This is a genomic window from Porphyrobacter sp. LM 6 (assembly GCF_001720465.1).
GTDB lineage: Bacteria > Pseudomonadota > Alphaproteobacteria > Sphingomonadales > Sphingomonadaceae > Erythrobacter.
The window spans coordinates 314,521-327,960 of record NZ_CP017113.1; the positions used below are offsets into that span (position 1 = coordinate 314,521).

At 66.9% G+C, this 13,440-nt stretch carries 15 protein-coding genes; 5 read left to right on the top strand and 10 right to left on the bottom strand.

Going from position 1 to position 13,440, the window contains the following annotated elements; all coding sequences use genetic code 11:
• Positions 1-21: 21 nt before the first annotated feature.
• Complete coding sequence (gene purD / locus BG023_RS01615) at positions 22-1,296, bottom strand: phosphoribosylamine--glycine ligase (protein ID WP_069308902.1); 1,275 nt, start codon at positions 1,294-1,296, stop codon at positions 22-24.
• On the opposite strand from purD, the gene xseA reads away from it, so the two are divergent.
• The 3 genes from xseA to BG023_RS01630 are packed head-to-tail and all read left to right on the top strand — an operon-like array spanning position 1,295 to position 4,048.
• On the top strand, positions 1,295-2,773 hold the full coding sequence (gene xseA, locus BG023_RS01620) for an exodeoxyribonuclease VII large subunit (protein ID WP_069308903.1): 1,479 nt from the start codon (positions 1,295-1,297) through the stop codon (positions 2,771-2,773). The two genes, purD and xseA, sit on opposite strands and share 2 nt — an antisense overlap.
• Positions 2,774-2,797: 24 nt before the next feature.
• Positions 2,798-3,007 (top strand): DUF2093 domain-containing protein, encoded by a 210-nt coding sequence (locus tag BG023_RS01625; RefSeq protein WP_069308904.1) that lies wholly within the window; start codon positions 2,798-2,800, stop codon positions 3,005-3,007.
• An 18-nt stretch (positions 3,008-3,025) separates the two neighbouring features.
• A complete protein-coding gene (locus BG023_RS01630; protein WP_083234475.1) occupies positions 3,026-4,048 on the top strand; it encodes an esterase-like activity of phytase family protein in 1,023 nt (340 codons plus the stop codon).
• Positions 4,049-4,082: 34 nt separating this feature from the next.
• Here the strand turns inward: BG023_RS01630 and rpmB are convergent, their stop codons facing one another.
• Positions 4,083-4,370, bottom strand: a complete 288-nt coding sequence (gene rpmB, locus BG023_RS01635) for a 50S ribosomal protein L28 (protein WP_069308906.1) — start codon at positions 4,368-4,370, stop codon at positions 4,083-4,085.
• A 129-nt stretch (positions 4,371-4,499) separates the two neighbouring features.
• Between rpmB and tadA the strand changes: the two genes are divergently transcribed.
• Together tadA and BG023_RS01645 are read left to right on the top strand one after the other, a co-directional pair.
• Positions 4,500-4,955 carry a tRNA adenosine(34) deaminase TadA gene (gene tadA / locus BG023_RS01640; RefSeq protein ID WP_069308907.1) on the top strand — a complete coding sequence of 152 codons (456 nt, stop codon included), beginning with the start codon at positions 4,500-4,502 and terminating at the stop codon, positions 4,953-4,955.
• A gap of 46 nt (positions 4,956-5,001) precedes the next feature.
• Positions 5,002-5,988: an alpha/beta hydrolase gene (locus tag BG023_RS01645; RefSeq protein WP_069308908.1), complete on the top strand. Its 987-nt coding sequence runs from the start codon at positions 5,002-5,004 to the stop codon at positions 5,986-5,988.
• Positions 5,989-6,080: 92 nt separating this feature from the next.
• On the opposite strand, the gene BG023_RS01650 is transcribed toward BG023_RS01645, so the two are convergent.
• The 8 genes from BG023_RS01650 to BG023_RS01685 form a co-directional block, all read right to left on the bottom strand.
• On the bottom strand, positions 6,081-6,758 hold the full coding sequence (locus BG023_RS01650) for a ribonuclease T2 family protein (RefSeq protein ID WP_233993046.1): 678 nt from the start codon (positions 6,756-6,758) through the stop codon (positions 6,081-6,083).
• Between the two features lie 10 nt (positions 6,759-6,768).
• The gene (locus tag BG023_RS01655; protein ID WP_190315798.1) at positions 6,769-7,128 is read right to left on the bottom strand and encodes a hypothetical protein; all 360 of its coding nucleotides are present in this window, start codon (positions 7,126-7,128) and stop codon (positions 6,769-6,771) included.
• 86 nt (positions 7,129-7,214) lie between these two features.
• Positions 7,215-8,090 (bottom strand): carboxylating nicotinate-nucleotide diphosphorylase, encoded by an 876-nt coding sequence (gene nadC / locus BG023_RS01660; RefSeq protein WP_069308911.1) that lies wholly within the window; start codon positions 8,088-8,090, stop codon positions 7,215-7,217.
• A gap of 139 nt (positions 8,091-8,229) precedes the next feature.
• Positions 8,230-9,039 carry a LytR/AlgR family response regulator transcription factor gene (locus tag BG023_RS01665; RefSeq protein WP_069308912.1) on the bottom strand — a complete coding sequence of 270 codons (810 nt, stop codon included), beginning with the start codon at positions 9,037-9,039 and terminating at the stop codon, positions 8,230-8,232.
• Positions 9,036-10,265: a sensor histidine kinase gene (locus tag BG023_RS01670; protein WP_069308913.1), complete on the bottom strand. Its 1,230-nt coding sequence runs from the start codon at positions 10,263-10,265 to the stop codon at positions 9,036-9,038. Before BG023_RS01670 ends, BG023_RS01665 begins: the two co-directional genes overlap by 4 nt.
• A gap of 74 nt (positions 10,266-10,339) precedes the next feature.
• A complete protein-coding gene (locus BG023_RS01675) occupies positions 10,340-11,314 on the bottom strand; it encodes a hypothetical protein (protein ID WP_069308914.1) in 975 nt (324 codons plus the stop codon).
• Complete coding sequence (locus BG023_RS01680; protein ID WP_069308915.1) at positions 11,314-12,021, bottom strand: DsbA family protein; 708 nt, start codon at positions 12,019-12,021, stop codon at positions 11,314-11,316. The genes BG023_RS01675 and BG023_RS01680 overlap by 1 nt, the downstream gene beginning before the upstream one ends.
• 34 nt (positions 12,022-12,055) lie before the next feature.
• Positions 12,056-13,423: a M48 family metalloprotease gene (locus tag BG023_RS01685; protein WP_069308916.1), complete on the bottom strand. Its 1,368-nt coding sequence runs from the start codon at positions 13,421-13,423 to the stop codon at positions 12,056-12,058.
• Positions 13,424-13,440: the final 17 nt, after the last annotated feature.

Genomic DNA, 13,440 nt, shown 5'->3' on the forward strand with positions numbered 1-13,440 from the left:
GAGGATGTTGCAAAGCAGCCGTTACGTCGAAGCTTCGCGCGCCACTTCGCGCCAGCCGATATCGCGGCGGCAGAAGCCTGTCGAGAAGTCGATCGCGTCGACGGCAGCATAGGCGCGGGCCTGTGCTTCGGTGGCATTTGCTCCGATGGCAGTGACGTTGAGCACCCGCCCGCCATTCGCCACCAGCGCGCCGTCCTTGAGCGCGGTTCCGGCGTGGAACACCTTGGCGCCGCCAGCTTCGGCATCGCCCAGATCAATCGCGCCGCCCTTCTCGGGTGTGCCGGGATAACCCTTGGCGGCCATCACCACGGTGAGCGCAGTCTGGTTGCGCAGTTCCACCTCGGTTCCGGCGAGCGTCCCTTTTGCGCAGGGGAGCATGATGCTTACCAGATCGCTTTCCAACCGCATCATCAGCACCTGGCATTCGGGATCGCCGAAGCGGGCGTTGTATTCGATCAGCTTCGGCCCTTCGGCGGTCAGCATCAGACCCGCGAACAGCACGCCCGAATAGGGGGTCCCCTCCTCGCGCATCGTCCGCACGGTCGGTTCGATGATCTCGGCCATGACGCGGGCTTGCAATTCGGGCGTCAGCACCGGGGCGGGGGAATAGGCGCCCATGCCGCCGGTGTTGGGGCCGGTGTCGCCATCGCCGACGCGCTTGTGGTCCTGCGCGGAGCCGAAGGGGACGATCGCGGTGCCATCGGTGAGCGCGAAGAAGCTCGCTTCCTCGCCCTGCATGAATTCCTCGATCACCACCTGCGCGCCCGCTGCCCCGAAGCCGCCACCGAACATATCGGCGAGCGCCTCCTCGGCATCGGCGAGCGTTTCGGCGATCACCACGCCCTTGCCTGCTGCCAGACCATCGGCCTTGAGCACGTAAGGAGCGCTGAAGCGGGCGAGGGCGGCGCGGGCCTCTTCCAGCGACGCGGTGCGCACGTAGCCGGCGGTCGGAATACCCGCGCGGGCGCACAGGTCCTTGGTGAAGCCCTTGGAGCCTTCCAGCTGCGCGGCGGCCTGCGAGGGGCCGAACACCGGCACGCCCGCCGCCCTGAGGCTGTCCGACAGGCCATCGACCAGCGGTGCCTCCGGGCCGACCACGACGAGGTCGATGGCCTTGTCGGCACAGAACGCGATTACCGCGCCGTGATCGGTCACGTCGAGCGCGACGATCTCGGCTTCCTCCGCGATGCCGGGATTTCCGGGGGCAGCGTAGAGGTGGGTGCAGGCGGGGGATTGCGCCAGCTTCCAGCTCAGCGCATGTTCGCGGCCTCCCGAACCCAGAAGCAGGATATTCATGGCGCCTCCGCCGACAAGTGATGACCCAAGTGGTCTTGACAATGCCGGGCTGGTAGCGCGCTCGCGCAGCGGGGACAACGCCGAGCCGCTTACGATCAGCGAGATATCCGCGCTGCTCAAGCGTACGGTCGAGGACCGCTTCGGTTTTGTGCGGCTGCGCGGCGAGCTTTCGGGAGTGAAGCGGGCGGCTTCGGGCCATTTCTACTGCGCGCTGAAGGATGAAGGCGCGGTGATCGACGGGGTGATGTGGAAGGGCAATGCCGCGCGCATGAACTTCCGCGCCGAAGACGGGCTGGAGGTGATCGCCACCGGCAAGCTCACCACCTATCCGGGCCGATCGAAGTACCAGATCGTGATCGACAGTCTGGAACTGGCGGGCGAGGGCGCGCTGCTGGCGCTGCTGGAGAAGACCCGCGCGCGGCTGGCCGCCGAGGGCCTGTTCGCGCCCGAGCGCAAGCGCCGCCTGCCGTTTCTGCCGCAAGTGATCGGGGTGGTGACTTCGCCCACCGGCGCGGTGATCCGCGACATCCTCCACCGTCTGGCCGACCGCTTCCCCTCGCACGTCCTCGTCTGGCCGGTGCTGGTGCAGGGGCAGGGCGCCGCCGAGCAGGTGGCGGCAGCGGTGCGCGGCTTCTCCGCGCTCGCGCCCGGCGGCCCCATTCCGCGCCCCGATCTGGTAATCGTCGCGCGCGGAGGCGGCTCCATTGAAGACCTTTGGAGCTTCAACGAGGAAGTCGTGGTCCGCGCCATTGCCGAATGCTCGATCCCCGTGATCAGCGCGGTCGGGCACGAAACCGACACCACGCTTGCCGATTTCGCTGCCGACCGCCGCGCGCCGACGCCGACAGCGGCCGCCGAAATGGCCGTTCCGGTGCGCGCCGATCTCGCCTTCACCCTGTCAGACCTTGCCTCGCGCCAGCGGCGCGCTGTCTATCGCCCGGTCGAGCTGGGGCGCGAACGGCTTGCGGCACGCGCGCGGCTGCTTCCGCGTCCGGAAAACCTGCTGCAACCCCAGGCCCAGCGATTGGACGATCTCGGCGAACGTCTTCGCCGCGCCCTGGGCGACCGGTCAGGCCGCGGGCGCGAGCGGCTTGCCGGGGTGGCGGCGCGGCTTTCGCCCAGCCTCCTGACCCGCTCTGCCACCGAGGCGGGACGGCGACTCGAGCGTGCGCGGCTCAACCCTGCACTGATCGAACGCCCCCTGCGGCAGGGGGCCGACCGGCTCGCCGCGCTGAGCCGGGTGATGAGCCAGCTCCACCCCGAAAAGCCGCTGGAGCGCGGCTATGCCATCGTCCGCGATGCCCAGGGCCGCGCGCTCACCACCCGCGCCGAAGCGGCGGGCGAGACGGCGCTCACGCTGCAATTCCGCGACGGGACGCTCGATGCCGTGCCTGCGGACGGCACTCCGCCGCCGCCACGCCCTGCCCCCAAGCCGCGTCCTTCAAACCCGCCGCGCCAAGATGATTTGTTCGGTTAGCCGCTCGGTGCTATCAGGAGGCCTATGTTGATGTCTTCTTCCGACAAGGCCGCCAAGCTCTACTACGGCCCCTCCAGCTTCCGCGTCCTGCGCCCGGGCACCCACGTCTATTGCGCAGTCTCGGGCGAAGCGATTGCGCTCGCGGAACTGCACTACTGGAGCGCCGAGCGGCAGGAGGCCTATGCCTCGTGCGAGATCGCTACGCGGCGTTTGCTCAACCTCGATCCTGCCTGACACCCGCGGGGAGGCGGCATGAGAAGGGCCGCGCGCCTTGCCCTGGCACTGGCAGTGACGCTGGGCCTTGCTCCGGGAACGCTGGTGCGCACCGACACCGGCCTCAGAAGCGATCCGGCCACCATCACCATCGCCCCGATCCCCATCGGCACGCCGCCACCCGGCCCGCTGCGGCTGACAGGGGCGTGGCAGATCCGCAGCCAGCATGGCTGGGTTGGCGGCTTCTCCGCGCTGGTGGCCGATGGACAGGCACGCCTGATCAGCGCCAGTGACCGCGCGTTCCGGCTGGATATCGACATTTCGCACGGTGATCCGCGTGTCGTCCCGGGCGGCTTCCGCTTCATTGGGCGCCGCTATAGCGGGCGGCGCGAACTGCTTGATCTCGAATCCCTCGCGCGCGATCCGGCCAGCGGCACGCTGTGGGCCGGATACGAGAATCACAACCTGATCGAACGATTCGCCCCGGACGGCACCCGCCGAAGCGTCGAACCACCGGCGATGAAGGATTGGGACGACAACAGCGGCCCGGAGACCATGGTCCGGCTGCGTGACGGGCGCTTCCTTGTCATCGCGGAAGGCGAGGTCGGCGACGATCCGGTCTATCACCCGGCGCTGCTGTTCGCGCATGATCCGGTGGAGGGCGGCGAACCGATGGGTCTTGCGCTCGAGGGGCTCGACGGCTTCGATCCGGTTGATGCGACCCAGCTACCCGATGGGCGGCTGCTGATCCTGCTGCGGCATGTCGAGTATTTCATCCCCGCGCGCTTCACCGCCGCCATCGCCATCGCCGATCCGGCGACGATCCGGCGCGACATGCCGTGGCAGGCGCGCATCATCCAGCACCTGCCGGGGTCGCTCCTGGCTGAAAACTTCGAAGGGATCACCTTCATCCCCGCACCCGCCAACCCGCGGCGCGGCACTGTGTGGCTGATCGCCGACGACAACCTGTCGATGTTCCAGCGCAGCCTGCTAGTGCGGTTTGACTGGGCGGGTCAGGCCTCCCGCACAAACGAAAAGGCGCCCGGAAAACCGGACGCCTGATCGAATAGCCTGCTCCGGTAAGGAGCGGCGTGGCTTAGGCCGCGGCCTGAGCCTTGATCAGCTCGCGCTTCACCTTCTGCGCGTTGGCCGAGAGCTTTTCGTCGCTGGTCTTGAGCAGCCAGTTGTCGAGACCGCCGTTGTGCTCGACCGAGCGCAGACCATGGGTCGACACGCGGAACTTGAAGCTGCGCTCGAGCTTTTCGCTCATCAGCGTGACGTTCTGCAGGTTGGGCAGGAACACGCGCTTGGTCTTGTTGTTGGCGTGGCTCACATTGTGGCCGACCTGGCGGCCCTTGCCGGTCAGTTCGCAGATGCGCGACATGGTGTGTCTCTTCTCGTAAAGTTCGGGTCTAATCCGGGAAAGCGGCGCGCATAACGGGGCGATGCCGAATCGTCAAGCAAGTTGCGCGCCCCGTTGCGTGGGGGCGCCGCCCCCGCTAGCCCCAAGCGGATGACCACCTGGCCGCTTCCTTTGCCGATGCAACGCGCGTTGGCCGCCGCGCGGGCCGCTGCCGATGCGGGCGAAGTGCCGATTGGCGCGGTGATCGTCAAGGACGGACAGATCATTGCCGAGGCGCACAATTCCCCGCGCACCGATCACGATCCCACCGCCCATGCCGAGATCATGGCGATTCGCGCCGCCGCCAAGGTGCTGGGTGACGAGCGCCTCACCGACTGCGAGCTATGGGTAACGCTGGAGCCCTGCGCGATGTGCGCCGGCGCCATCGCCCATGCCCGCATCGCCCGGCTCTATTACGCGGCGAGCGATCCCAAGGGCGGCGCGGTCGAGCATGGGTCGCGGGTGTTCGATCAGCCCCAGTGCCTGCACCGCCCCGAAGTCTATACCGGCATGGGCGAGGCCGAGGCCGCCGATTTGCTCAAAGGGTTTTTCCGCGAGCGACGTTGACGTTTCAGCGGCCGCGCACATGACCCGGCGGCCACTAGGGAAGCGTATGGCAAACAAACTGGCATTCAGCACCGGCATGGCCCTGATGATCCTGCTCGCAGGCTGCGGCGGGGAGGATAGTTCCGGGCCGCCGCCGGTGGGTGGCACGCCGACACCTTCTCCCTCTCCGACGCCCACACCCTCACCCACTCCCAGCCCGACAAGCTTCGTCCGCACGCCCGACATCCGTTATGGCACGGGCATCACTCAGGCCGGTTCGATCCCGCTGTTTGTCGACATCTATCGCCCGCAAGCCTCCTGCGATGCCCCGCGCCCGACGGTTGTCTACGTGCACGGCGGAGGATTTGTCGGCGGGACCCGCAAGGGCGGGAATGTCGAAGCGATCGCGCAGGAACTGGCGGCGCGGGGGATCAATCTTCTCTCGATCTCCTATCGGCTCCAGGGCGACAACCCGGTGATCAGCAGCGAATTCGCGCAGTTCGAACGCGACTTCCAGCTGCTCAACACCACCGAGCCCTCCGCGCGCGTGACCGCCTTCACCGCAGCGGTCGAGGATGCAACCAAGGCGCTGCGCTGGGCGGTCGACAATGCCGGGGCCTATTGCATCGACCCCCAGAGGTTTGGCGTCTGGGGCGGATCGGCGGGTGCCTTCACAGTGATGCACGTCGCCTATTCACTTGATGAATATGCCATTCCCCGCCCTCCGGTGCGGGTCGCCGTAGACTATTGGGGCGGGCATTTCCGCGTGGCGGACCTGGAGGCGGGCGAGCCGCCGCTGTTCGTCATGCACGGCACCGCCGACAGCACCGTGCCCTATCTGCGCGCGACCGAGCTGACCAACCGCGCACAGGCCGTGGGCGTGCCCTTCACGCTCTATTCGATCATCGGCGGCGAGCACGATTTTAACGGGAGCGGCTTCTTCGTGCTGACGGTGGACGGCCAGTCCATCGCGGCCAAGACCGCGACCTTTGTCGATGCCCATATGCGTGCGGGTGGCCAGCCGGTCTACGAACGGCGCGACATTCCGCGCTAGAGCCACCAGACGGCCAATGTTCCACGTGGAACATCCACGCTTTGCGGACCTAAGGGGGGTCTAGAGGGGGTCTAAGGGGGGTCTGGACGCCCTTAGAGTCCCCGCCAGATCTTCGCTGCCGCCGCATCCTTCGCGCCCCAGCGTGACGCCGAACAGCGCGTCGGACGGAAGGTCTTGGCGTAGCATAGACGGATTTCCTCGAGCCATCCGCGTTTGGAGAGCTTCACCCCAATGGCGTTCTCGGGCCAGCCGGGGTTGGCATCGGCGAAGGCGGCACGGATGCGGCCTGCGGTCAGCCCCTCTTCGCGGCTGATGCGGTCGTAATCGGGCCAGCGCAGGCCGCGATAGAGGATGCGGGTAACCTTGAGATACTTGGCCGGGCGATCGACCATGCAGCTCCCATGCTTGGCCCATTGGCGCGCTACCAGCCGTTCGGAAGGCATCATGCACATCGCCCCGCGCACCTCGGCGGGGGTGAGCGCCACACTGGCAGCGCACCATTGCGGCCAACTCTGCCCGCTTTCGGGCCACAGCCCGTGGACCACGAGCCCGAAATGCCCGTTCGCCCCCGAACATTGCACCGCATGGGCGCGCTCGCCTGCACGCGGCTTGCAGAACTCCGGGCTCCAGCTCAGCGCGAGAGTATAGCCCGTCACCGGCAAGGCGCGCGCGGGGCCATCGGGGGTGATGCGCGGAACGCTCGTCACCTGCGGCGCACGGCACTGATAGGCCTGCGCGTTGGCCAGCGACGGCAGCGCCAGCGCGAGCACGGCGACAAGGCTATTCGAACACCGCAGGATCGTCCCCTCCCTTGTCGCGGAACCAGCGGTGGCTGGCAGGGGTGAACAGCGTCGCCACGGCGAAGAGGCTCAGCAGCGCCGAAGAGGTCACCAAGGGATCGAGCACCGTGAACGTGGCGATGTTGGTAATCGCCACCTGCACCAGCCCCAGCGCCTTGGGCAGAGCCATCAGGGTGACCATCCAGCGTGCAAAGCGGATGGCGGCAACCCACACCATCGCAATCGGAATGAGCGCAATGGAGAGCCATGCGCTCTGCCATATGATCGTCGTATCGCGCGACCACGTTACAGCGGGGATGAGCTGCTGAAGGTAGAACTGCTGTTCGGGGAGGTTCAGCATCGCTCTCAGGAAGGCAAGCAGCGCAGCCGCTAGAAACGCTGCCGCAAAGATGTTGATACTGAGCGGACGCCGCCGTGATAGCGCGATCATAAGGGCTTGAAATCCAGCCCGATATCCGCCGCAGGGGCGCTTTGCGTCAGCCGCCCGACCGAGATGTAATCGACCCCGCTCGCCGCCTTGGCCGCGATGGTCTGGAGGTTCACGCCCCCGCTCGCCTCGGTCGGCACGCGGCCTGCGACCAGCCGCACCGCCTCGGCCAGCGTGGCGGGGTCCATATTGTCGAGCAGCAGGTGATGCGCGCCCGCCGCCAGTGCGGGTTCGATCTGGTCGAGGCTATCGACCTCGCAGATGATCCGCGTCACCCCGGCCTCGCGCGCACGGCGCACCGCTTCGCCGACACTTCCGGCGACCGCGACGTGGTTGTCCTTGATCATCGCCGCATCCCACAGCCCCATGCGATGGTTCTGCGCGCCCCCTTGGCGGGTAGCGTATTTCTCGAGGAAGCGGAGGCCCGGAATGGTCTTGCGCGTGTCGAGCAGAGTGCAGGCGGGATTGCCGCCCGGCCCCCGCATCGCGATGACATACGCCTGCGTCATGGTGGCGATGCCGGAGAGGTGCTGGACGATGTTGAGGGCGCTGCGCTCGGCGGTGAGCAGCGCGCGCGCCTTGCCTGCGATCCGCATCAGATCGGTGCCCGCAGGCACCTTGTCGCCATCATGCACGAGGGTTTCGATGGCGCATTCGGGATCAAGGTGGCGGAAGAAGGCCTCGGCCAGCGGCAGGCCCGCGACGACGATCGCATCGCGGCTGTCCATCACGCCGGAAAAGCGCGCATCGGCGGGGATGACGCTTTCGGAGGTAACATCACGCCCGCCGCCGGGCAGGCCTTCGCCCAAGTCCTCGGCCAGCGTTTCGCGGATGAACTTTTCGAGATCGAAGCCGGGGAGGGTGAAAGCGGTCATGGCCGCACCCTAGCCGTTCGCCTCGAGCGAAGTCGAGAGGCTGAAGTGCGGTGTCTCGACTACGCTCGACACGAACGGGGATAGGGACTTCGGAGCCGCAGGCGCCGAGGAAGGGGGCGCGGAGGCGCCCCCACACGCATCAATGCACAAATCTGGCGACCACATCCCGGTAGCTGCGGCTCACCTTCACCTCGGCACCGCTTTCCAGCACCAGGAAGCATTCGCCGTTGGTGTGGGGCTTCACTTGCCGCACCAGATCGAGGTTGACTATTGTGCTGCGGTGGACGCGCTGGAACTTGCGCGGATCAAGCCGGCGTTCGAGGTCCTTCATCGTCTCGCGCAGCACCAGCGAATTGTCGCCGGTGGAGATGATCATGTAATCGCCCGCAGCCTCGATATTCTCGATCGTGTCGACTTCGACGCGGAAGATCTGGCCGCGATCCTTGATGTTGATGAGCTTCTCGAAGCGGTCGGCGCTTTCGGTGGTGGTGGCCGCGACCGTATCGACGAAATCCGCCGCGCGGTCGGGCGCGACTTCGGCCAGCACGTCGAGCAATTGTCCGGCATCCTCGGCCGATTTCTTCTCGGCAAGACGCTGGCGCACGCGTTCGATGGTGTCGGCCAGCTTCTGCTCGTCGACCGGCTTCATCAGGTAATTGACCGCATTGGCCTCGAACGCGCGGATCGCGTGTTCTTCATAGGCGGTAACGAAGACGAACAGCGGGGGTTCGATATCCATCACACCCTTGACCACCGAAAAGCCGTCAAAGCCCGGCATCTGGATATCGAGGAAGACGAGATCGGGCTTTTCGGTCTTGATCTTGCGGATCGCCTCGCGGCCGTTGGCGCAGGTGTCGATGATCTCGACGTCCTCGAACGGCTGGAGCCGCAGCTGAAGGCCCTGAATCGCGAGCTTCTCGTCGTCGACAAGGATGGTTCTGATGGTCATGCGGTGGTTCCGATGGTTCGTTGCGGGGGGGTCAGCGGGACGACATTGCCGCCCGTACCGGTCACCGCGGAAGGCACGGCGGCAGGGGGCGGTTCGGCACTATCGGCCCGGATGAACGGGATCTCGATCATCACCGTAAAGCCGCCCCCGGCTTCCGATCGGGTCTCGAACAGGTGGTTTTCTCCATAGGCCTGCATCAGGCGATTGCGGATGTTCGGCAGGCCGACGCCGGTCGACACCGGCTTGCCCGGCGTCGTCGGCGCGCGCAGCTGCGCGGGATCGCGGGTGCGGTAAAGCTGCACCTCGTCCACGCCGGGGCCGGTATCCTCGACCGTCAGGCGCAGCCGTTCGCCGATCACACGCGCGGTGATGGCAATGCGCGCGCCTTCTTCCTGCGGACTGACGGCATATTTGATCGCGTTTTCGACCAGCGGCTGGAGCAGCATCGCCGGAAGCTGCGCCTGAAGCGCGGCATCCTCGATCTCGAAATGGGTGCGCAGGCGTTCCTCGAACCGCATCCGTTCGATATCGAGATAGAGCTGGAGGGTTTCAATCTCCTGCGCCAGCGTGACCTGGCTGCCGGGTTCGGCGATCAGCGTGTGGCGCAGGAAGCCGGAAAGGCGAGTGAGCATCGCGTTGGCGGGCTCGGTCTGTTTGAGCAGCACCAGCGTGCTGATCGAATTCAACGTGTTGAACAGGAAGTGCGGATTGAGCTGATAGCGCAGCATGGCGAGCTGCGCGGCCGTGGCCTGCGCTTCGAGCCGCTCGAGCCGGTCGGCCTGCTGTTCCACCGTCAGGAAGAAGTTGATCGCGTAATAGAGCGCGCTCCACCCGCCGAGCAGGGTCAGCGGCAGATAGAGCAGGCCGATCACGCGCTGGACGAAGGTCGTATCGCGGCTGGCGGCGTAATAGACGCCCTGCACCCAGGCATCGATCGAGGCGTGCAGCACCACCGCGAAGAACAGCACCAGCGCTGTCGCACCCCAGGTGATGAAGGGCGTCTGCTGGATCAGCTGGCGGTAGATCACCGACAGGATCAGGCTGATCGAAAAGCCGGTGATCGTGGTGACGAGGATCAGCGCGAGGATATCGAGCGGCTGCTGGTTCGCCAGTGCCGAGACCGCACGCAGCACGAAAGCGCCGCCCCAGCCCGCCAGCTGGAGGTTCCAGAACGCCCGGTTCTTGCTCGCGAAGAACGGCGCCGCCTGGATCTGGAGCACTGCCATAGTCGCGGGGGTCTAGCTCATTTCGTCGCAAACCGCACCGCAAATCGCGTATTCCGACGCGGGCGGGACACGGATCATCGCGTGAGGGCGGCCTCGCGGCGGAAAAGGCGCGGCCAGTCGGCGGGCTCCCCGCGCGCCTGGAGACCGGCAATCAGCGGCACTTCGGCGGCGACAACCTTGGCGCGCGCGTCCCAGCCATCGTGCTGGCGGCTCAGGCGGGCGCCGCCATCGTGCTCCGTGCCCCGGCGGGTCATGAAAGCCACCGCAGCGGCGGGATCATAGCCTGCATTGGCGAGCAGCCAGGGGATCAGCCGGTCGGCCTCGCGCTCGGTCAGGCGCACGTGCTTGCGGCTGCGCCCCTTGGCATCGAGCCACGCGGCATGGCCGAGGATGTTGTGCGCCAGCTCATGCGCCACCAGCGCGGCGAGGAGCGGCTCTTCGTAGCGGAGCGCGGGAAAGAACTGCCCGATCACCACCCGCTCGCCATCGGCCAGCGCGGCGCGGCTATCGCCCACCAGCTCGAACCGGGTGGCGCAGACTTCGGTCGGGGCGAGCTGTGCCTCGGTGCCATCGCCAAACCCGATGGTGATCCCTGCGTGCTCGGTTAGCATCGCCTCGGTGTGCTGATGCGCGCGCGCCAGCCGCTGCCAATCGGACCGCCCCTCGGCGGGCAGACTATTGGGATCAAGCCGTTCGAGCCGCACCACCTCGCGGCCCGGGGTGAAGGCGCCCGACAATGCCGCAGGCGAACCGCGCGCAGCCGACCCTACCGCAAAATCGCGCTCGAGCTGCAACGCCGCGCGGGCAGCGGCGGGATCGGCGTAACCCGCCATGTCGGTCAATTGCAGCCCGATCGACGGCACCACACGCGAGCAGTAGGCGGCATTGCCGCGCGCGAGTTGCCAGCCCACGTCCTGCAAGCGCTGGTCGGCCACCTGGAACGCATCCATCGCCGCGCGCATCGCGCCGGTATCAGTCGGGGGAGTTGTCGCCGCCTGGAGCGGGGCGGCCAGCAGCAGCGCGCACCCCGGCAGCCAGCCGCGCAGCATCAGCCGGCCGTATCGCCGCCGGCCAGCGCCGCCTTGAGCTGATCGTAGCCGACCGCGCCTTCCATCGCCTTGCGCCCGGTAACCCACGAAGGCGTGCCGGCAAAGCCCAGTTCGCGCGCCAGTTCGATGTTGCGCGCCAGCTCGATCGAGACCGCCTGCGAAGCCGCATCGCGCTCCGCCTGCGCCATATCGAGCCCGGCCGCTTCGGCCGCAGCGGCAATGTCGCGGGTGCGGAACATGGCATCATGGAAAGCGCGATACTTGCCCTGCATCGCCGCTGCGAGCGCCATCCGTGCGCTCGCCTCGCTGCCATTCTGCAACGGGATCTCGCGGATCACGACCTTGAGATCGGAATCTTCGGCCACCAACCGGTCGACATCCTTGAGGCTCGCCGCGCAATAGGTGCAGTTGTAATCGCTGAATTCGACCAGCACCCTGGTGCCCTTGGGGTTGCCCATCACCGCACCGGGATATTCAACGAAGACTTCCGGCCCGAGCGCCGCAAGCCGCTTTTCGGCTTCCTGCGCCTCGTAGGCCTGCACCATCTGCGGCAACAGATCGGGATTGCCGAGCAGGTAATCGCGAGTGCGACTGTCGGCGAGGCCCGAAAGCGACCACAGCGCCGCCCCCGCAAATCCGAACACCAGCGCGATCGCAGCGGTCAGCAGCGCTTGGCGCAGCGAAAAGGACGGGGTCGATGACGTCATGGGTTCCAACACCTAAAGGAAAATCAGGGGCAAACTAACGCTTGTCGCGCAGGCGTTCCAGTTCGGCACGCGCTTCGAACATCACGTCCTGCGCGCGGATCCAGTCGGGCGAGCCATAGGGCAGGCTCGCCTCGGCGGCCTGCGCATTGGCTAGCGCCTGCGGATAGAGCCGGTTCATCACCTGCTGTTCGGCGCTCGCAAGTCGCGCGCGCGGGGTATCGCCGCGCGCTTCGTAGACGACGCCCAGCTGATACCACGCGAAGGGATTGTAGCGGTCCTTCTGCACCGCCGCGCGCAGCACGTTCTCGGCCTCGGCGAAGTTGGCCGTGTCCTCGGTGGCGATCAGCGCATGGCCGAGCATCCCGGCAATCAGCGGGTGGGCCAGCGTCAATTCGGTCGCGCGGCGCAACGGCCCCAGCGCCTCCTTCGGGCGACCGGATTCGAGCAGCACCTGCCCCTTCAGCTCAAGGAACCACGGATTGTCGGGCTCGGCCGCCAGCAGCGCGTCGGTTTCCGCGAGCGCCATGTCGATCCGCGCCTCCTTGTGATAGGCATAAGCGCGGGCGTAGCGCGCCGGGATGCTGGTATCGCTCGGCGGGAACGCGGTGAGCGTGCGCTGCGGTTCGGCAAGATAGCCGTAAAGCTTGGCGCGCACCCGCACGAAGCGTTCCTGCAAGGCAGGATCGGGCGCGGCATTCCACGCGCGGTCTTCTTCCAGCAGCACCCGCAGGGTCTGGATACGGTCGCCGGTCAAAGGGTGGGTGCGGGCATAGGCGGCATCGTCCGCTTGGCTGTAGCCCGAGCGGATTTCATTGCTGCGGAGCCGCTCGAAGAACTTGATCATCCCCTTGCCGGAGATCCCCGCGCCCGCAAGATAGCGCGCACCGGCCAGATCGGTGGCGGCTTCCTGATCGCGGTTGAAGGCGAGGAAACTGCCCAGCGCGGCCTGCTGTCCTGCCATGATCGCGCCCATCGCCGCATCGCCCGCGCCGGCCAGCGCCGCGCCGACGCCGAGCAGCAGCGACAAAAGCGTGATGCCGTTGGCCGCCTTGGTGCGTTCGTTGAAGCGCACCGCGTGGCCCGCGGTGATGTGGCCAAGCTCGTGTGCGAGCACGCCCTGCACTTCATTGGCGGTCTCGGCTTCGTTGATCAGACCGGTGTGGACGTAGATCGCCTGCCCGCCCGCGACAAAGGCGTTGATCGAGCCATCGTTGATCAGCACCAGCTCGACATTGCCGGGTTCCAGCTCGCTCGCCTCGATCAGCGGCGCGCTCATGTCGCGCAGCAGTTCCTCGGTCTCGGCATCGCGCAGGATCGACTGGGCAGCGACGGGCTGCACCGCGATCAGCGTGCTTACCAGTAGCGCAAGCGCGTAGGCAAAGGGAGACGAACGGACGCGCATCGCGGTGTTCCTACCGC

What these genes read in the sequence shown, in the direction of transcription:
- xseA (WP_069308903.1), top strand. Translation starts at nt 1,295, where the DNA reads ATGGCGCCTCCGCCGACAAGTGATGACCCAAGTGGTCTTGACAATGCC.
- purD (WP_069308902.1), bottom strand. Translation starts at nt 1,296, where the DNA reads ATGAATATCCTGCTTCTGGGTTCGGGAGGCCGCGAACATGCGCTGAGC.
- BG023_RS01625 (WP_069308904.1), top strand. Translation starts at nt 2,798, where the DNA reads ATGTTGATGTCTTCTTCCGACAAGGCCGCCAAGCTCTACTACGGCCCC.
- BG023_RS01630 (WP_083234475.1), top strand. Translation starts at nt 3,026, where the DNA reads ATGAGAAGGGCCGCGCGCCTTGCCCTGGCACTGGCAGTGACGCTGGGC.
- rpmB (WP_069308906.1), bottom strand. Translation starts at nt 4,370, where the DNA reads ATGTCGCGCATCTGCGAACTGACCGGCAAGGGCCGCCAGGTCGGCCAC.
- tadA (WP_069308907.1), top strand. Translation starts at nt 4,500, where the DNA reads ATGACCACCTGGCCGCTTCCTTTGCCGATGCAACGCGCGTTGGCCGCC.
- BG023_RS01645 (WP_069308908.1), top strand. Translation starts at nt 5,002, where the DNA reads ATGGCAAACAAACTGGCATTCAGCACCGGCATGGCCCTGATGATCCTG.
- BG023_RS01655 (WP_190315798.1), bottom strand. Translation starts at nt 7,128, where the DNA reads ATGCTGAACCTCCCCGAACAGCAGTTCTACCTTCAGCAGCTCATCCCC.
- nadC (WP_069308911.1), bottom strand. Translation starts at nt 8,090, where the DNA reads ATGACCGCTTTCACCCTCCCCGGCTTCGATCTCGAAAAGTTCATCCGC.
- BG023_RS01665 (WP_069308912.1), bottom strand. Translation starts at nt 9,039, where the DNA reads ATGACCATCAGAACCATCCTTGTCGACGACGAGAAGCTCGCGATTCAG.
- BG023_RS01670 (WP_069308913.1), bottom strand. Translation starts at nt 10,265, where the DNA reads ATGGCAGTGCTCCAGATCCAGGCGGCGCCGTTCTTCGCGAGCAAGAAC.
- BG023_RS01675 (WP_069308914.1), bottom strand. Translation starts at nt 11,314, where the DNA reads ATGCTGCGCGGCTGGCTGCCGGGGTGCGCGCTGCTGCTGGCCGCCCCG.
- BG023_RS01680 (WP_069308915.1), bottom strand. Translation starts at nt 12,021, where the DNA reads ATGACGTCATCGACCCCGTCCTTTTCGCTGCGCCAAGCGCTGCTGACC.
- BG023_RS01685 (WP_069308916.1), bottom strand. Translation starts at nt 13,423, where the DNA reads ATGCGCGTCCGTTCGTCTCCCTTTGCCTACGCGCTTGCGCTACTGGTA.